Source organism: Rhodococcus sp. 320_ES, assembly GCF_059691855.1.
Genome location: NZ_JCAWAG010000002.1, coordinates 311,542 through 329,843, shown reverse-complemented (window position 1 = coordinate 329,843; position 18,302 = coordinate 311,542). Strand labels below are relative to the sequence as shown.

General features: G+C 66.2%; 14 protein-coding genes. 10 read left to right on the top strand and 4 right to left on the bottom strand.

From position 1 onward, the window contains the following. Window positions 1-1,230 carry an alpha-amylase family glycosyl hydrolase gene (locus tag AC59JP_RS08265; RefSeq protein WP_497325262.1) on the bottom strand — a complete coding sequence of 410 codons (1,230 nt, stop codon included), beginning with the start codon at window positions 1,228-1,230 and terminating at the stop codon, window positions 1-3. Window positions 1,231-1,480: 250 nt separating this feature from the next. On the opposite strand from AC59JP_RS08265, the gene AC59JP_RS08260 reads away from it, so the two are divergent. The 4 genes from AC59JP_RS08260 to AC59JP_RS08245 are packed head-to-tail and all read left to right on the top strand — an operon-like array spanning window position 1,481 to window position 5,792. Continuing rightward, window positions 1,481-2,137, top strand: coding sequence for a GntR family transcriptional regulator (locus AC59JP_RS08260; RefSeq protein ID WP_497325261.1), 657 nt, complete (start codon window positions 1,481-1,483; stop codon window positions 2,135-2,137). A 34-nt stretch (window positions 2,138-2,171) separates the two neighbouring features. Then, window positions 2,172-3,527: a nucleobase:cation symporter-2 family protein gene (locus AC59JP_RS08255; RefSeq protein WP_497325260.1), complete on the top strand. Its 1,356-nt coding sequence runs from the start codon at window positions 2,172-2,174 to the stop codon at window positions 3,525-3,527. Further along, entirely contained in the window at window positions 3,524-4,504 is a 981-nt protein-coding gene (locus tag AC59JP_RS08250; RefSeq protein ID WP_497325259.1) for an isopenicillin N synthase family dioxygenase, read from the top strand. Before AC59JP_RS08255 ends, AC59JP_RS08250 begins: the two co-directional genes overlap by 4 nt. Continuing rightward, on the top strand, window positions 4,497-5,792 hold the full coding sequence (locus AC59JP_RS08245) for an amidohydrolase family protein (protein WP_497325258.1): 1,296 nt from the start codon (window positions 4,497-4,499) through the stop codon (window positions 5,790-5,792). Before AC59JP_RS08250 ends, AC59JP_RS08245 begins: the two co-directional genes overlap by 8 nt. A gap of 48 nt (window positions 5,793-5,840) precedes the next feature. Here the strand turns inward: AC59JP_RS08245 and AC59JP_RS08240 are convergent, their stop codons facing one another. Continuing rightward, window positions 5,841-6,809 carry an aldo/keto reductase gene (locus AC59JP_RS08240; protein ID WP_497325257.1) on the bottom strand — a complete coding sequence of 323 codons (969 nt, stop codon included), beginning with the start codon at window positions 6,807-6,809 and terminating at the stop codon, window positions 5,841-5,843. Between the two features lie 32 nt (window positions 6,810-6,841). Here AC59JP_RS08240 and AC59JP_RS08235 point away from each other — a divergent pair, with 32 nt between their 5' ends. The 5 genes from AC59JP_RS08235 (at window position 6,842) to AC59JP_RS08215 (ending at window position 13,225) form a co-directional block, all read left to right on the top strand. Continuing rightward, a complete protein-coding gene (locus AC59JP_RS08235) occupies window positions 6,842-8,116 on the top strand; it encodes a M18 family aminopeptidase (RefSeq protein ID WP_497325256.1) in 1,275 nt (424 codons plus the stop codon). Window positions 8,117-8,196: 80 nt separating this feature from the next. Then, window positions 8,197-10,464 (top strand): phosphoribosylformylglycinamidine synthase subunit PurL, encoded by a 2,268-nt coding sequence (gene purL, locus AC59JP_RS08230; RefSeq protein WP_497325255.1) that lies wholly within the window; start codon window positions 8,197-8,199, stop codon window positions 10,462-10,464. Window positions 10,465-10,468: 4 nt separating this feature from the next. Beyond that, window positions 10,469-12,256: an alpha/beta hydrolase gene (locus tag AC59JP_RS08225; RefSeq protein WP_497325254.1), complete on the top strand. Its 1,788-nt coding sequence runs from the start codon at window positions 10,469-10,471 to the stop codon at window positions 12,254-12,256. Further along, on the top strand, window positions 12,253-12,858 hold the full coding sequence (locus AC59JP_RS08220; RefSeq protein ID WP_497325253.1) for a CPBP family intramembrane glutamic endopeptidase: 606 nt from the start codon (window positions 12,253-12,255) through the stop codon (window positions 12,856-12,858). The genes AC59JP_RS08225 and AC59JP_RS08220 overlap by 4 nt, the downstream gene beginning before the upstream one ends. Further along, window positions 12,845-13,225 carry a sterol carrier family protein gene (locus AC59JP_RS08215; RefSeq protein WP_497325252.1) on the top strand — a complete coding sequence of 127 codons (381 nt, stop codon included), beginning with the start codon at window positions 12,845-12,847 and terminating at the stop codon, window positions 13,223-13,225. Before AC59JP_RS08220 ends, AC59JP_RS08215 begins: the two co-directional genes overlap by 14 nt. Here the strand turns inward: AC59JP_RS08215 and AC59JP_RS08210 are convergent. Next, on the bottom strand, window positions 13,222-13,545 hold the full coding sequence (locus AC59JP_RS08210; RefSeq protein WP_497325251.1) for a hypothetical protein: 324 nt from the start codon (window positions 13,543-13,545) through the stop codon (window positions 13,222-13,224). The two genes, AC59JP_RS08215 and AC59JP_RS08210, sit on opposite strands and share 4 nt — an antisense overlap. A 110-nt stretch (window positions 13,546-13,655) precedes the next feature. On the opposite strand from AC59JP_RS08210, the gene AC59JP_RS08205 reads away from it, so the two are divergent. Beyond that, window positions 13,656-17,717, top strand: coding sequence for a bifunctional nitrate reductase/sulfite reductase flavoprotein subunit alpha (locus AC59JP_RS08205; protein ID WP_497325250.1), 4,062 nt, complete (start codon window positions 13,656-13,658; stop codon window positions 17,715-17,717). A gap of 20 nt (window positions 17,718-17,737) precedes the next feature. Here the strand turns inward: AC59JP_RS08205 and AC59JP_RS08200 are convergent, their stop codons facing one another. Beyond that, complete coding sequence (locus AC59JP_RS08200) at window positions 17,738-18,253, bottom strand: DUF427 domain-containing protein (RefSeq protein ID WP_497325249.1); 516 nt, start codon at window positions 18,251-18,253, stop codon at window positions 17,738-17,740. Window positions 18,254-18,302 lie beyond the last annotated feature (49 nt).

Genomic DNA, 18,302 nt, shown 5'->3' with positions numbered 1-18,302 from the left:
TCACCCTTCGTGGATGCCCCAGCTGTGTCCGTCGACGTCCCCACCCGGCGACGGCACCGGAGTGTCGCCCAGGTTCAACGTCAACGTCAGCGTGTCATCGCCGTGAGAGGCGGTCAGCGTGACCGCGGTATTGGACAGTGCGCTCACGGTCGTCTCGGCGCGATGCAGCCAGGAATGCCGTCGGCGGAGCCCGATCAGTTCCTGATGCAGCCGATAGGTCGGCCACCCGTATGGAGCGAGATCGTCGGGGCCGGAGGGGAATTCGGGGCGCACAGCGTCGTCCCCGCCCACTCGTTCCTCCTTCACGCCGCGGAAACCCTGCTCGTCGCCGTAGTAGATCGTGGGGACTCCGGCCAGGAAGAAGAGCAGGGCGATCGCGTGCGGAACGTGGCGTTCGTCCGTGATGGTGCTGGAGATGCGAGTGACGTCGTGATTGCCCACGAAGGTGGCAGGCACGAACGTGCTCAGCAGGTCGTTGCCCCGCTCGATCGCGTGGGCCAGCTCGAAGAAGTTGGCGTCCTGGATTGCGCTCCAGGTGGCTTTCCACAACTCGTACTGGGTGATCGAGTCCAGGCCCGACACCTTCACGTATTCGACGTAGTCTCCGTGGATCATCTCGCCCACGAACCAGGCGTCGGGATGCTCGGCGCGAACCGTCGGCAGGACGGAGGCCCAAAACTTCGGCGGCACAGCGTAAGCCGCGTCCAGGCGCCATCCGTCGATGCCGCGGCCCAGCCAGTGATTCATCACGGACGCCACGTATTCCGCGACGGCGGGGTTGTCGTGGTTCAAGGTGACGAGCAGGTCGTGTCCCTCGAATGCGACGGGTTCGCTTCCGCGCCAACGGAACCAACGTCCGGAATCGGAATCCGGGCCGTCGGCCACTGCCTGCTGGAACTTCGCGTGCCCGCGTCCGACGTGATTGAAGACCCCGTCGAAGAGAACCTTGATGCCTTTGTCGTGAGCGGCAGCGATCAATGCGTCGATGTCGGCGTCGTCTCCGAGGCGGTTGTCGATGCGGAAGTGGTCGACGGTGTCGTAACCGTGGGTCTCGGATGCGAAGACGGGACCGAGCGAGAGTCCGTTGCATCCCAGTTCGACGAGGTAGTCCAGCCAGTCGGCGATGCGTCCGATCCGGTGCTCGGTGGCCTCGATCGCGGATGCTTCGGCGCCGACGAACCCCAGCGGGTACACCTGCCACCACACGGCGTGTTCGACCCAGTTCGGCACTGTGAACCCTTTCGTAGCGTGGAGACGACTCTACGGGAAGGACGACTGCATGCAGTTTGCCTCTCGTGAGATCTGTTTTACACAACCGTCACGGTTCCGACTCCTACCGTAATGCTCTGACGTGCATAGTTGGCAGCACAGCAGATTGCATGTAATTACCGGGCCTCGGTCCCGCGTGTTGCGTCCGCGATTCTCATCGAGAAGCGCGTCGAAAAGTGCAGGCGATCTCGTGAGATACCAGCGAGCTCTCATGACATCGAACATCTCTCTCGCCGACCGTGCGTACGACACGTTGCGGTCAGACATTCTGGGTGGGCGGCTTCCGAGCGGCACCGCCCTGAGTGTCCCCGCGCTGGCGTCGCGAATGCAGTTGAGTCGCAGTCCCGTTCGAGAAGCGGTGCAGCGTCTCATTCACGACGGGTTGGCCACCCACGTCATGCACCGCGGCGCGGAGGTCGTGCGGCTCGACCCTGCCGAACTGGTCGAGATGTACCAGGTGAAGGCGCCATTGGAAGGTCTGGCCGCGCGTTTGGCCACGACCCGAATGTCGTCGGACGATGCGCGGGCACTGCATGCTCTGCTCGACGAGCAGAACGCGTTGTTGACCGGCGGTGCCGACGAATCGTCGTTCGTCCGCTCCGACATGGAGTTTCACCGACGCATCCGCAACATCGCCGGCAACACCACCTTGGCCGTCACGATCGGCCAGTTCGACAGCAGAACTCACCTCGCCTTCCCGAATCTGTGGAGCGATCCTGCTGCCGCCGGGTTGTCGGTGGACGAACACCACACGATGCTCGCCGCTCTCGAGTCCGGTGACCCGGACGCGGCCGACCGGTCTGCGGTGCGTCACGCACAGTGCGTACGAGTTCGCCTGGCGCGACTACACGGCGTCCCCCTGTACTGACCCGGCTCCACCGACTGCTTTTCGAGGAATCATCATGACCACTTCTCCTGCGACAGCTGTACCCGAAACCGGCTCCAGCGCAGTGCATCCCGTCGACGCACGACTTCCTGTGCACCGCCTGGCGGTGTACGGGCTACAACACCTGCTCGTCATGTACGCCAGCACCGTCACCGTGCCGGTCGTCGTAGCCGCGGGTCTGGGCCTCTCCCAGTCGGACCTGATCTATCTGGTGACCGTCGACCTCCTCCTCTGCGGAGTCGGCACACTTCTGCAATCGGTCGGCGTCTGGAAGATCGGTGTCCGAATGCCGATGGTGATCGGTGCCTCCTACACCGGCATCGCGCCGATGCTCGTCATCGGACAGGGCAGCGACATACAGACGATGTACGGCGCGGTGCTCGTCGTCGGGCTCGCAACCATTGTCATGGCGCCTCTGGTCTCGCGAACCATGAGGCTCTTTCCGCCCGTCGTGATCGGCACCGGAATCCTGCTCATCGGCATTCAATTGATCCCCGCCGGCGGGAAGATGATCGTGGGCACCGACCCACGCAATCCCGATTTCGGCAATCCCGCCCACCTGCTGCTGGCTCTGGGGACCGCCGCCGCAATAGCGCTGTGTTATCGGTTGTTGCCGGCGGGACTCCGTCCGGTGTCGGTACTGATCGGAATGATCGTCGGCGTGATCGCCGCGGCGGCAACGGGTTCGATCGATCTGTCCGCCGTGGGATCCGGTTCGTGGATGTCGCTGCCCGACCTTCTGCATTTCGGAGCACCGCGCTTCGATCTCGTCGCATGCCTCTCGCTCGCCGTCATCCAGATGGTGCTCGTCGTGGAACTCGTCGGTCAGGTCAAGGCGGTCGGTGCGGTGGTGGGCAAGGACGTGCCGGAATCGGCGCTGGCCTCGGCCGTTCGAGCCGACGGCGTGGTGACCGCCCTTGGCGGCGGCGTGTTCCAGTCCTTCATGTACGTGACGTTCGCGCAGAACGTCGGCATCCTGTCCATCACCAAGGTGGTCAGTCGATGGGTCACGGCGACAACCGGCCTGATGCTGTTGGTGCTGAGCCTGTTTCCGTTCATGGGTCAGATCGTGTCCTCGATCCCCAGGCCAGTGCTGGGCGCCGCGGCCGTGATCATGTTCGGGACGATCGCCGTGGTCGGCATCCGAATCCTCGCCGCCGTCGACTTCACCGTCACATCGAACCTAGTGATCACCGCGTCGTCTCTGGGCGTCGCGTTGCTTCCCGCCACGATCCCCGGCTTCTACAGCGCCGTACCCACTGCGGTGCAACAGATACTCGGCAGCGGAGTCGCCGTTGGAATTCTGGTCGCCGTTCTGCTCAACCTGCTTTTCCATCACCTTCCCACCCGCAACTCTGGAGACAAGTCATGACCTTCTCACTCACCGAACTCGACCGTGAATCCCGGATGGGTGGTCTCGGAACCGAGACCACCGACCGCGAAGTGCGCCGAATCAGTCTGGCCGACTTCGATACTCGCCGCGACGAGATCGCCGACCAGCTGTGGGCCGCAGCGACCGACATCGGCTTCTTCCAGGTGGTCGACCACGGAATCGACATCACAGAGGTGAACCACGCTTTCGAGATGGCTGCGAAGTTCTTCGCCCTGGACGCCGACGTCAAAGGCAAGTATCCGCTCAAGAAGGGCCAGAACGCCGGATGGGAGTTCAAGAGCCAGGTTCGCCCCTCGGTCGGCACACCCGATCAGAAGGAGTCGTTCCAGATGACTCGCCCCCGCATGGACGGGCTCTGGCCCACCGACGACGAACTCGACGGATTCCGCAGCACCATCGAAGCATTCGAGCTCGAGTGTTGGCGCATCGCGATGGACCTGCTGAGCTGCTTTGCAACCAAACTCGGCCGAGATCGCGAGTTCTTCACCCGTGCACACGATCCGGAGTCGCCCGACTATCAGAGCACTCTGCGACTGCTGCACTATTACGCCTTCCCCGACGAGCTCGTAGGAGACCCGAGCGTCTGGCGAGCCGGTGCGCACACCGACTTCGACGCCCTCACATTGCTCTTCCAGCGCGCAGGACAGGGCGGGCTTCAAGTCCTTCCGGGAGCCGAAGCCGACAGCGAGGCATGGACGTCGGTCGAACCGTCCGACGAGGCCATCACGTGCAACATCGGCGACATGCTGATGCGGTGGTCGGACGATGTCCTGCCGTCCAACTTTCACCGCGTTCGCTCACCCCGAGCGGGGGAGTACCAGGGTCCGCGCTACACGATGGCGTATTTCGCGCAGGCGAACCGGGACGTGATCATCGACAGTCCGACCGGCAAGTACCCGCCCATCACGGCCGCCGACTATCTGCTGCAACGGATCAGCGCGAACTTCAATGCATGACAACCTGATCGGTGACGTGACTGTCTACTCGGACGGCATCTGGCTCTCGGGGCAGGACGTCACCATCGAGGGTGGAATCGTCACGGCAGTCGGTAGGGCATCCCGACGCGCGAGTGTCGACGGCTCAGGCGCCTACCTGATACCGGGGTTCGTCAACACACACACGCATCTGCAGCAATCGTTGATGCGCGGTATTGCAGAAGGAATCCCGCTGCTGGAGTGGCTACTTGCCGTTGCCGAGAAGTCCGTCGCCATCACCCCGGAGCGGGCGTACTGGGCGACGTTGGCGGCGAGCCTCGAAGCGTTGCGAAGCGGAACGACCACGCTCGTGGAGCACATGTGGCCGCACCCGTCGACCGCCGTGCACGACGCAGTGCTGAAGGGTCTGCGCGACAGCGGGATCCGCGCGGTACTCGGCCGGGGCGTCGCCGATCGGGGAGACGCGACGCGGAAGTGGGGTTTCGATCCGCGGTTGCTGCAACCGCTGGACGACATCCTCGCGCACGTCGACGAGATGAGTGCGGCGTCGAGCGGGCGCGTGAACATGGCCCTGGCCGTGCCGAATCCGCGATCGTTGACCCCCGACGGTATGGCTGCGGTCCGCGAGTTCGCGCAGGCGCGGGAGATGACGGTCTCGATCCATCTGCTCGAAACTCCGACCGACGAGACGATGTGCCGCGAACATGCCGACATGGGCGCCGTCGACTACCTCGACCGGCACGGGTTCCTCTGGGATCGCGTTCTCGCGGTGCACTGTGTGGAACTCGACGACGACGGGCGCAGGCGCCTCGCCGAACGGGGCGTCGGCGTCTCCTACAACCCGCTGAGCAACATGCGGCTCGGCAGCGGTGTGGCTCCGGTTCCGGCGATGCTCGAAGCCGGTCTGTCCGTGGGGCTCGGGGTGGACGGTGCGGCGAGCAACGACACGCAGGACATGCTCGAGACGCTGCGCATCGGCGCCTACGTGCAGCGGGCAGTGCACAAGAGGGCCGATCTCTTCGGGTTCGGCGCCATGCTCGACATCGCCGCGGGAGGTGCCAACAGGCAGATCGGTCTGCCAGCGCGGGCTGGGGGAGTGCAGGTCGGCGATCCAGCGGATCTGACCATGATTCGCTTCGATCGCGACTTCGCCTGCCTGCCGGTGCACGACCCGGGGGCGTCGATTCTGACCACGGGATCGTCGCGCATCGTCGATACCGTCTTCGTCGACGGTGAGGTCGTGATCAAAGACGGTCGCAGCACCCGAGTGGACGAGGGGGAGTTGGTGGGGGCGCTCCGCGCCCTGTGAGCGATTTCCGCCCCTGCAGGGGCGGAAATCGCTCACAGCGGGGGTGGGTCAGAAGCCCGCCACCGACCGCGGCTCGTACGGCGCTTCCAGCCGGGAGATCTCGTCCTCGGTCAGTTTCACGTCCAGGGCGGCGATCGCGTCGTCGAGGTGAGAGATCTTGGTGGCGCCCACGATCGGAGCAGCGACGGTCGGGTGCTTCGCGACCCACGCCAGCGCCACCTGCGCGCGGGGAAGCCCGCGCGCGTCGGCGATGGCAGCGACCTCGTCGACGATCACCTTGTCACCCTCCTTGTAGAGGGACTTGCCGAAGCCGTCGGTCTCGCTGCGCGCGCTGGTGGAGTCCCACTCGCGGGTGAGGCGTCCGCGAGCGAGCGGGCTCCACGGGATCACCGTGATTCCCTGATCGTCGCAGAGCGGCAACATCTCTCGCTCCTCCTCGCGATAGAGGAGGTTGTAGTGGTTCTGCATCGAAACGAACCGTGTCCACCCGTTGAGGTCCGCTGTGTAGAGCGCCTGCGCGAATTGCCACGCAAACATCGAGGACGCTCCGATGTAGCGAGCCTTACCGGCTTTCACGATGTCGTGCAGCGCTTCGAGCGTCTCCTCGATCGGAGTGTGCGGATCCCAACGATGTATCTGATAGAGGTCGACGTAGTCGGTGCCGAGGCGACGCAAGCTCTCGTCGATCTGCCACATGATGTGCTTGCGGGACAGCCCGGCGCCGTTGGGTCCCGGTCGCATGCGTCCGTTCACCTTGGTCGCCAGGACGATGTTCTCGCGCTTCGTGAAGTCCCGAAGTGCCCGTCCGACAATCTCTTCGCTCGTTCCGTCGGAGTAGACGTTGGCGGTGTCGAAGAAGTTGATGCCGTTCTCCAACGCGTGCGCGATGAACGGCCGCGACGTGTCCTCGTCCAACGTCCATTCGTGGTTCCCGCGATCGGGAATTCCGTAGCTCATGCATCCGAGCGAGATGCGGGACACTTCCAGACCGGTGGCGCCGAGGCGTACGTACTGCATGTTCGCGACCCTACGCGGCATACTTCGTAGCCATGGCGTCACTCACCTCGGCCACCGCGCTCGGACTATGCACCTTCATCGACGCATCGCCTTCCCCGTTCCACGTGGTGGCGACGGTCGCGGTCGAGCTTCGGGCGGCGGGTTTCGTCGAGGTCGCCGAGACGCAGTCCTGGCCTGCCGAGCCGGGCCGATACTTCGTCGTCCGCGGCGGGTCGATCGTGGCGTGGTCCACCGAGTCGGCACCGGGCGGCGCGTTCCGGATCGTCGGCGGCCACACCGACAGCCCGAACCTGAGGGTCAAACAGCACCCCGATCTGCGGTCCGGCGACTGGAATCTCGTCGGCCTCGAGCCGTACGGCGGCGCCTGGCTAAATTCTTGGCTGGACCGCGACCTCGGTATCTCGGGGCGCCTGGCCGTCGGCTCCGGCTCAGAGGTGTCGGACGTGCTCGTGCGCATCGACGAGCCGATCCTGCGCGTCCCGCAGTTGGCCATCCACCTGTCCGAAGACCGCAAGGGCGTGACGCTGGATCCGCAGCGGCACGTCAACGCGGTGTGGGGGACCGGGAACGCGCCCGCGTCGTTCGTGTCGCACCTGGCCGAACACTTCGGCATCGACCCGAACACCGTCCTGGGCTGGGAGTTGATGACGCACGTCGTCGCCCCGGCTGTCGTGTTCGGCGTCGGCGACGACATGGTCAGCGCTCCGCGACTCGACAATCAGGGAACCTGCTACAGCGGCACCCGCGCGTTACTCGCCGCCGTGGACGAGGGACCGTCCTCCATCCCCGTTCTCGCTCTCTTCGATCATGAGGAGGTGGGCAGCCAGTCCGATCGAGGCGCGGGGTCCGATCTGATGAACACCGTCCTCGAGCGCATCGTGCTCGCCCGCGGCGGCGGACGTGAGGACTTCCTGCGCGCAATGGCGGGATCCATCCACGCATCCGGTGACATGGCTCACGCGACGCATCCGAACTACCCGGAGCGACACGAACCGGCGCACCGGATCTCGGTGAACGGTGGCCCCGTTCTCAAGGTGAACCAGAACCTCCGCTACGCGAGCGATGCCGTCGGATCCGCCGCGTTCGCGCTCGCCTGCGAGCGTGCCGGGGTGCCGCTGCAGCGGTACGTGCACCGCGCGGACCTGCCGTGCGGCTCGACGATCGGTCCCATCTTGGCGGCTCGGACCGGATTGACCACTGTCGACATCGGAGCCCCGCAGCTCGCCATGCACTCCTCACGCGAGCTGATGGGCGCCGACGACGTCACGATGTACGCGGATGCCCTGGCAGCGTTTCTGGTCGGCTGACCGCCGAGTCCTGCGCGTCGGTGCCCCGACGTCGGTGCCCTAAACTGGGCCAGTCCACTTCAGGGAAGGATCCACCCCACGTGTCTGTCGACTCGGTCTCCGACGCAGCCTCCACCCCCGACACTGCGCAGCCGTACCGGGAGCTCGGTCTCAAAGACGACGAGTACGCACGCATCAAGGAGATCCTCGGGCGCCGGCCCACGGACGCCGAACTGGCGATGTACTCGGTCATGTGGAGCGAGCACTGCTCATACAAGTCGTCCAAGGTGCATCTGAAGTACTTCGGTGAGACCACCACCGACGAGATGAAGGCGGGCATGCTCGCCGGCATCGGCGAGAACGCCGGTGTGGTCGACGTCGGCGACGGCTGGGCCGTGACCTTCAAGGTCGAGAGCCACAACCACCCGTCGTACGTCGAGCCGTATCAGGGCGCCGCCACCGGCGTCGGCGGCATCGTGCGCGACATCATGGCCATGGGCGCACGCCCGATCGCCGTGATGGATCAGCTGCGCTTCGGTGCGGCGGACGCACCCGACACGCGCCGCGTGCTCGAAGGCATCGTTCGCGGCGTCGGCGGATACGGAAACTCGCTGGGACTGCCGAATGTGGGCGGCGAGACCGTGTTCGACGCGTCGTACGCCGGCAACCCTCTGCTCAACGCCCTGTGCGCCGGGGTGATGCGCGTGGAGGACATGCACCTGGCCTTCGCGTCGGGCGCGGGCAACAAGATCATTCTGTTCGGCGCACGAACCGGCCTCGACGGTATCGGCGGGGTGTCGGTGCTTGCGTCGGAAACCTTCGAGACGGGCGGCGGCCGCAAGAAGCTTCCGGCGGTGCAGGTGGGCGACCCCTTCACCGAGAAGGTGCTCATCGAGTGCTGCCTCGAGCTGTACGCCCAGCACCTCGTGGTCGGCATCCAGGATCTCGGCGGAGCCGGACTGTCCTGCGCCACATCGGAACTCGCTGCGGCGGGTGACGGCGGCATGCACATCGCACTCGACCGAGTGCCGCTGCGCGCGGAGGGCATGACCCCCGCAGAGGTGCTGTCGAGCGAGTCGCAGGAGCGCATGTGCGCCGTCGTGACCCCGGAGAACGTCGAGAAGTTCATGGCCGTCTGCAAGAAGTGGGACGTGCTCGCGACCGACATCGGTGAGGTCACCGACGGCACGAACCTGGTGATCACCTGGGGCGGCGAGACCGTCGTCGACGTCCCGCCGCTGACCGTCGCGCACGAAGGGCCGGTGTACAACCGTCCCGTGGAGCGTCCCGCGTCGCAGGATGCGCTGATCGCGAACACCACCGCGCACCTCGAACGCCCGGTCGGAGCCGAGGCGCTGCGCGAGACGCTCTTCACGATGATCAGCTCTCCGCAGCTGTGCAGCCGCCGACTCATCACCGAGCAGTACGACCGCTACGTCCGCGGCAACACCGTTCTTGCCGAGCACGCCGACGCCGGTGTCGTCCGGATCGACGAGAAGACCGGTCGCGGAATCGCGTTGGCGACCGACGCATCCGGTCGCTACACCGCCCTCGACCCGTACCGCGGCGCGCAACTCGCGCTCGCCGAGGCCTTCCGCAACGTGGCCACGACCGGGGCCACCCCGAAGGCCGTGACGAACTGCCTGAACTTCGGATCTCCCGAGGACCCGGGCGTCATGTGGCAGTTCCAGCAGGCCGTCCGCGGACTCGCCGACGGCTGCGCAACCCTCGGCATTCCGGTGACCGGCGGCAACGTCAGCTTCTACAACCAGACCGGCGCGACGCCCATCCTGCCGACCCCCGTGGTCGGCGTGCTCGGCGTCATCGACGACGTCCACCGCCGCATCCCGACCGGCATCGGCCTCGAGCCGGGCGAGACGCTGATCCTGCTCGGCGAGACGCACGACGAGTTCGACGGATCCATCTGGTCGCAGGTCGTCCACGACCATCTCGGCGGAGTGCCGCCGAAGGTGGACCTCGCACGTGAGCAGCTTCTCGCCGACATTCTCACCGCCGCCAGCCGCGACGGACTGGTGTCCGCGGCGCACGACCTGTCGGAAGGCGGATTGGCGCAGACCATCGTCGAGGCGGCGCTCGCCGGTGAGGCCGGATGCCGGATTCTGCTTCCCGAGGGAACAGATCCCTTCGTGACGCTGTTCTCCGAATCGGCGGGTCGGGTGCTCGTGGCGGTTCCGCGCACCGAGGAGACCCGCTTCACCGGAATGTGCAGTGCGAGGGGGTTGCCGTGGGAGCGGATCGGCGTGGCCGACGAGGGGTCGGATTCGATCGAGTTCCAGGGACTGTTCACGGTGCCGGTGGCAGAACTCCGGGAGGCGTACGAGAAGACGCTGCCCGCTCTCTTCGGGTGAGCGAGTGACCGAGACCGTTCACGAACCCACACTCGAACGGCTCGAGCAACTTCCCGACTTCGTCCTCCACTCGGCGATACGCACGGTGCGCAAGCACCCGTTCGTCGGGTGGGCATGGAGCCTGCTGCGACTGGACTTCACCGGAATCGCGTTCGGAGCGTTCTTCGTCTGCTGGTCCCTGACGCCGTCGCTGCTGCCCCGTGGGTGGCTGTTCCAGGGAATCGTCAGCGGTATCAACGCCGCCATCGGCTACGGCGTGGGCGTCGCGGTGCAGTGGGCGGTCAAGCGCTGGTTCCTGCACAACCAACCGTGGTGGCCGCTGCCCTATCGCGTCGAACGTGCGCTGAAGATCGCCGTTCCCGTGCTCTCGACACTCGCTGTCGCGATCATGCTCGCGGTCTCGGCGCAGTGGCAGCGCGAACTCTCCGCTCTCATGAGCGCCGAGGGAACGACGACCACCGGTTACTTCCGCACCGGCGCCATCATGATCGTCATTGCCGCGCTGCTCATTTCGTTGTGGCGCGTCCTGCGCGACATTCGACGGTTCATCGCGCGCAAGATCCTGAGGTGGACCAAGATTCCACGCGGGTTGGCCAACGCGATCGGCGTCGCCCTCATTCTCGTCGTCGGCTTCACCCTGATTCAGGGTGTGCTCCTGCGCGGCTTCATCAGCGTCGCCAACTCCATCTCCAGCGTGAAGAACGACGAAACGCGCAGTGGGGTCGAACAACCCACCGAGGCGGAGCGATCGGGCAGCCCGCAGTCGACGGTGTCGTGGGACTCGCTCGGATACGAGGGCCGCAACTTCGTCGCCGGTGGGCTGACCGCGGATCAGATGACGGACGTCACCGGTAGACCCGCCGAAGAACCCATACGGGCCTACGTGGGACTGGCGTCGGCGCCCACTTCGGACGAGCGCATGTCGATGGTGATCGATGAACTCGAGCGCACCGGGGCGTTCTCGCGCAAGGCAATCGTGGTGATGCCGACCACGGGCACCGGATGGGTCGATCCGGTGTCCGCCCGCGCGTTCGAAATGATGTACGACGGCGACACCGCGATCATCGCGACGCAGTACTCCTACCTGCCGAGCTGGATCTCGTTCATCGCCGACCGCGAGGCCTCGGCCGCGGCCGGACGCACTCTGATCGAGACCGTGCAGAAGCGATGGTCGGCCGAGCCGGAGGAAACGCGGCCCAAGTTGTACGTCTACGGCGAGAGCCTCGGGTCGCAGGCGGGGGAGGCGGCCTTCACCGACATCAGCGACATCCGGGAGAAGGTCGACGGTGTCCTGTGGGTCGGCCCGCCGAACTCCAACCGCATCTGGCAGACGTACGTCACCCGCCGCGACCCCGGGACCACCGAGGTCGAGCCCGAGTACGCCGGCGGTCTCCTCGTCCGATTCGCCGACAGCGCAGCCCGTTTGGACGCCCAGACCGGTCCGTGGCCCAACCCGCGGGTGCTCTACATGCAGCACGCGTCGGATCCGATCGTCTGGTGGTCGCCCAGCCTTCTGTTCGAGCGACCCGACTGGCTGGCCGAGCCGCCGGGATCGGATCGGCTGGCCAGCATGCGATGGTTCCCCATCGTCACCTTCTGGCAGGTCACGGCCGACATGACCAATTCGCTCGGCGTCCCGTCGGGTCACGGACACAGCTACGGCGCATCCGCCGTCGACTCCTGGGCGGCGGTGGCAGCCCCCGAAGGCTGGACGGCGGCCGACACCGACAGGGTGCAGGCGGACATGGACGAGGTCGACGCGAAGTTCCCCAATCTGGATGCGCCTGAATGAGATCGAGTGCCGTGGCGGCGGCGGTTGCCGCGTTGGCGTGGAACAACGTGGTCGCACCCGCGGTCACGTCGTCGCCACGTAGTCGCGCCGCCGCGAATGCCGTTGTCGCAGTGAGCTCGACGGTCGTCGCGCGACGAGCAGGAGTACGTGATCTCGGGCTGAGCGCGACCGGTTTTCGCGTAGGCGCGGCTGCGGCTGCGCTTCCGTCGACTGCCTACGCCTTGATCGCCGCGGTTCCCGCCCTGCGCACGCGAGCGGCCGGCCGTCCGGAAGTGTCACCGGTGGAGTGGGTGCTTTTCCGCATCCCCGTCGGGACCGTCCTGACCGAAGAGCTGATCTTCCGCTCGATCCTCTATTCGCTGTCGCGCAGCGCCTTCGGGCCACTCTGGTCGCGTGCGTTCGACTGCGTGGTCTTCGGGTTGTGGCACTGGCGGGTGGCCGCCGGCTCGCTCCCGACCATCGCGTTCACTGGGATCTCTGCGGTCGTGTTCGACGAATTGCGTAGTCGGGGCGGCGGAGTCGTCGCGCCCGCGATGTTCCATTACGCGGTCAACGGCGGCGGGGCTGTGCTCAGGGAATTCGGTGCCCGTGGCGCCGAGTAAGAAGGTCGATCCGGCCGCCCTACGCGCGGCCTTGCTCGCGGTGTCGGCGTGGTTGGACGACGACACGCAACCGAAGCCCCCGCGCGCCGATCTGGCTGCAGCGGTGCGCCTGAGCGCGCGGACGCTGGAGCAGATCGCACCGGGTTCGAGCGTCGAGGTCAGGGTGCCGCCGTTCGTGGCCGTGCAGTGCATCGTCGGCCCTCGGCACACTCGGGGGACGCCACCGAACGTCGTGGAGACCGACCCTCGGACGTGGCTGCTGCTCGCCACCGGTCGGCTCGAGTTCGACGCGGGCGCGTCGACGCTGACGGTGTCCGGCGGTCGCGCCGGCGAGATCGCACACTGGCTGCCGCTGCTGCGGACCTAGCTCGTCCACGGTGTGATCGGCGGTTTCACCCACATGATCTTCTCGTCGGTGTGCTTGCGGACCGCGGACGGGTGGTCGGGATTGGCCGCCGCCCAGGAGGCCTTGTCGTCGAGCATCCGTCCGACGGACTTCCACGTCTCGTCCGTACTGGGCGGACTCACGCCGGCTGCCCTGGCAAGCTTGCGTCGCTGGTCGGCGGGCATGGCCAGCGTTTCGGCGCTGTCGATCGAGCGGTCCCACAGGTACGTGGCCAGGGCCGTCGCCTTCGCTTCGCGGGCGCGCTGGGCGTGATCGGAGTGCGCGTAGTCCTGCGGGGTCATGGCCCCTGTCTTACCACCTCACATATGCGGGGTAGGGCGGTGAGGTCGGTGTGATCTGGAGATAACCCGCGGGCAATCTCCTGGAACTGCACGTCACGCACCATGGGGCCATGGGCCAGGCCGCAACAACTCGTGTCTCGACGAGGACTGCCTGTTCCTACTGCGGCGTCGGATGCGGCATCGTCGTCGACACGTCCGCGGACAGCGGGTCACCCGTGATCGCGAAGGTCAGCGGCGACAAGCTGCACCCGACGAACTTCGGACGCCTCTGCACGAAGGGCGCTACCCACGCGGAGATGATGCTCGGCGACGGACGGATGACGTCGGCGTACCTGCGCCGGGAGCGAGGGCAGGAACTGGGCGCCGTGTCCGTCGACGCCGCCGTCCGCGACGCGGCCGACCGCCTGCGCACCATCGTCGACGAGCACGGACCGGATTCGGTGGCGCTGTACGTCTCCGGCCAGATGTCGTTCGAAGCGCAGTACCTGGCCACGAAGCTTGCCAAGGGGTTTCTGCGCACCATCCACATCGAATCCAATTCACGACTGTGCATGGCGAGCGCCGGCACCGGATACAAGCAGTCGCTCGGCGCCGACGGCCCGCCCGGCTCCTACACCGACTTCGACCGGGCCGACCTGTTCTTCGTCATCGGCTCCAACATGGCCGACTGCCACCCGATCCTGTTCCTGCGCATGGCCGATCGACTCAAGGCCGGAGCGAAACTGATCGTCGTCGATCCGCGCCGCACCACGACCGCGGAGAAGGCGGATCTGTATCTGCCGATCGCGCCCGGCACCGACCTCGCGCTCCTGAACGGGCTTCTCCACCTGCTCGTGGAGAACGGTGACATCGACGAGGAGTTCATCGCCGAGCACACCGACGGGTGGGACGCCATGCCCGCGTTCCTCGCCGATTACACCCCGGACCGCGTCGCCTCGATCACCGGGCTCGACGAGGCGGACATTCGCACCGCGGCGCGGTGGATCGGTGAGGCCGGTGAATGGATGTCCTGCTGGACAATGGGTTTGAACCAGAGCACACACGGCACGTGGAACACCAACGCCATCTGCAACCTTCACCTCGCCACCGGTGCGATCTGCAAGCCCGGCAGTGGACCGATGTCGCTCACCGGTCAGCCCAACGCGATGGGTGGCCGCGAGATGGGGTACATGGGACCCGGACTTCCCGGCCAGCGTGCGGTGGTGTCCGCGGACGACCGCGCCTTCGTCGAGACGCAGTGGGGGTTGGACCCCGGCACCATCCGATCCGACGTGGGCCCCGGAACGATCGAGATGTTCTCCCGACTGGCCACGGGTGAGATCAAAGCGTGCTGGATCATCTGCACCAATCCCGTTGCCTCCGTGGCCAACCGCAAGACCGTCGTGGCCGGTCTCGAAGCCGCCGAGCTCGTGATCGCGCAGGACACCTTCACCGAGACGGCCACCAACTCCTACGCGGACATCCTTCTGCCGGCGACGCTGTGGGCGGAGTCCGACGCTGTGATGATCAACTCCGAGCGCAACATGACGCTGCTCCAACAGTCGATCGAACCTGCCGGCGATGCACGTCCCGATTGGCGGCTCATCGCGGACGTCGCGTGCGCCTTGGGTTTCGAGGCCGACTTCGATTACAAGACCAGCGAGGACGTCTTCGCCGAGATCACCAAATTCTCCAATCCCAAGACCGGATACGACCTGCGCGGTGCAACGTACGAGCGGCTGCGCGAGACGCCGCTGCAGTGGCCCGCGCCGCCCGACGACGACGCAGATCGCCATCCGATCCGCTACCTCAACGACGGCGTCAGCCAGGACCTGCACGTCGACGAGGACGGGACGGTGCCCCGGCTGGCCTTTCCGACTCCGAACAGGCGGGCCGTCTTCTACGGCCGACCGCACATGGACGCCGCAGAAATGCCCGACGACGACTACCCGTTCGTCCTGAACACCGGTCGCCTGCAACACCAATGGCACACGCTGACCAAAACCGGCAAGGTGGCCAAACTCAACAAGCTCAATCCCGATCCGTTCGTCGAGATCCATTCCGAGGACGCCGAGCGGCTCGGCGTCGTCGACGGAGCCCGGGTCGAGATCGCGTCTCGTCGAGGCCGGGCCGTCCTGCCCGCGGTGGTCACCGACGGGGTGTTGCGCGGCAACTGTTTTGCGCCGTTCCACTGGAACGACGAGCAGGGCGAATACCTGACCATCAATGCGGTGACCAACGACGCGGTCGATCCGATGTCGCTGCAGCCGGAGTTCAAGGTGTGCGCCGTGACGCTGCGACCCGTGGCCACCGTTCCTCGTGCCGTGGCGCATCCGCTGGCGAGCGCACTGGGACTCGAGAGCGTGGCCGCGCCGACCTTGTCGGATCTCGAGAAGGTGTACGTCGGCGGTTTCCTCTCCGCGCTGGTCGGGGACGTGCACGGTGTGCCGAGCCTCCCCGCGGGCGCTCCGCTGTCCCCGGCGTCCCGTCTGTGGGTGGACGGGATGCTCGCCGGAATGTATTCGCGCGCAGATGTTCCGGTGGAGGGCAAGCAGGACGCTCGGCCCGGGGCGCTGGTGCTGTGGGCGTCTCAGACCGGCAACGCCGAGGAATTCGCCGAGACCGTGGTCGCACGCCTCGCCGAGGCGGGGGCGCAACCGGAACTGAAGAACATGGACGACTGTGAACTGGCCGCCCTGGCCGACGCGCGGGATGTGGTGATCGTCAGCAGTACCTTCGGTGACGGTGGGCCGCCGGACAACGGCGCCGACTTCTGGACCCGCCTGTCGTCCGACGACGCGCCCTCGCTCGACGGGGTTCGGTTCATGGTGCTCGGAATGGGCGACTCGTCCTACGACGAGTTCTGCGGACACGCACGGGCACTCGACGCGAGGATTCAGGCACTCGGTGGGCGACGGCTGGCCGATCTGGTGCGGTGCGAGCCGGGCGACGACGAAACCGCCGACCGGTGGCTGACGACCGTCCTGAACGAACTCGTCGAGACCGGTTCTCCGGCACCCGAACCGAGACCGGTCGGCGGCGTCGCAGTCAAGGAGAGAACCGTCGCCGCACCCGCGCCGACGTTCACCAAGGCGAACCCGGTCATGGCCACGTTGAGCACCAATGTGGTGCTGTCGAGTCCCAACTCGGCGAAAGAGGTGCGCCAGTTCGGCTTCGACCTCGGCGACTCCGGGGTGAGCTACGAACCCGGAGACTCTTTGGGCGTGATCCCGCGCAATTCGCCTGCCACCGTGCGCAACTGGCTGGCCGCCACCGGGTTGGACGGTTCCCGCACCATCGAGATCGACGGCACGGACCTGCCGCTGACCGAGGTGTTGGCAACGCGGTACGACATCGCGAAAGTGTCACCAGCTCTGCTGGAGTTCGTCGCCCAGCGCAACTCCGACCCGAAACTGGCCAAGTTGCTGCGGCGGGACAACCGAACCGAGCTCGACAACTGGCTCTACGGTCGTCAGGCACCCGATCTGCTGAGGGCATTTCCCGTGCACGCGGACATGGTCGAGTGGAGCAGTGTTCTCAAACGGCTTGCCCCGCGGCAGTATTCGATCTCCTCCAGTCCACTCGTCAGCCCGACCGAAGTGCAACTGACCGTCTCGGTGGTTCGCTATCGCGGGGAGAACGACACCGAACTGGGCGGCGTGTGCTCGACGTACCTGGCCGACCGAGCGGGGACCGTTCCGGTGTACTTACAGAAGTCACCGCATTTCCGCCCGCCCTCGGATTCCTCCACTCCGATGATCATGATCGGCCCCGGGACAGGAATAGCGCCGTTCCGCGGCTTCCTCCATCACCGCCGCGCGCTGGGGCATCCGGGACGGAACTGGTTGTTCTTCGGCGACCAGCACGCCGACCACAACTTCTACTACCGGACCGAGCTCGAAGACATGTTTCGCGACGGGTTCCTTCACCGGCTGGATCTGGCGTTCTCGCGAGATCAGCGCGAACGAATCTACGTGCAGGACAGAATGATCGAACACGGCGCGGAACTGTGGCGATGGCTTCGGGACGGTGCCAACGTGTACGTGTGCGGGGACGCGTCGCGCATGGCGAAGGACGTCGACGACACGCTCCTCACCATCGCGTCGGTGCACGGAAAGATGAGCGACGACGACGCGTTGGCGTTCAAGAAGAAGTTGGTGGCCGAGAAGCGGTACGTGCGGGACGTGTACTGACGGCTGCCCAGTGTCTCCGCCTACCAGCCCCAGGAACCGGGGATGCCCTTGAACGGGCCGACCACGTCCGAGGTGATCCACCCCGCGTAGAAGCCGCCCTCCTGGGCGCGCGCGGTTTCTCCGGCCAGTTCGCAGGTTAGCTGTGCGGGGGAGAAGGACAGGAAGCCCGCGATCTCTCGGAACGGTGCCGTCGGCGTCTCGTAACTCCACCCGCCGGCTTCGAGCACGGATCCGTCCTCGCCGACGATGTCCCAGTAAGTGGCTGCGCCTTTCCACTCGCACATGGTCGAGCGTGCCGACGATCGCCGAATGCGGCTCGAGTCGACGTCGTCTCGCGGGATGTACCAGGTCGGTGGGTGCGACGTTTCGAGGACCCGCCAGGCGCGAGAACTGTCAACGACCACCGATGTCCCGAAACGGACGACGGCCCTTTTCGTCGACGATTCCAGCAATGGCGGGCGGGGGTAGTCCCAGACCGATTCCTGGCCGGGGCCTGGTGTCTCGGGCACGACGCCGGGAGGCAAGTTTCGCTTCATCACTCGATCATGCACGCGGGCGGGCAGGCCGGAGGCCGGTCGGATAATT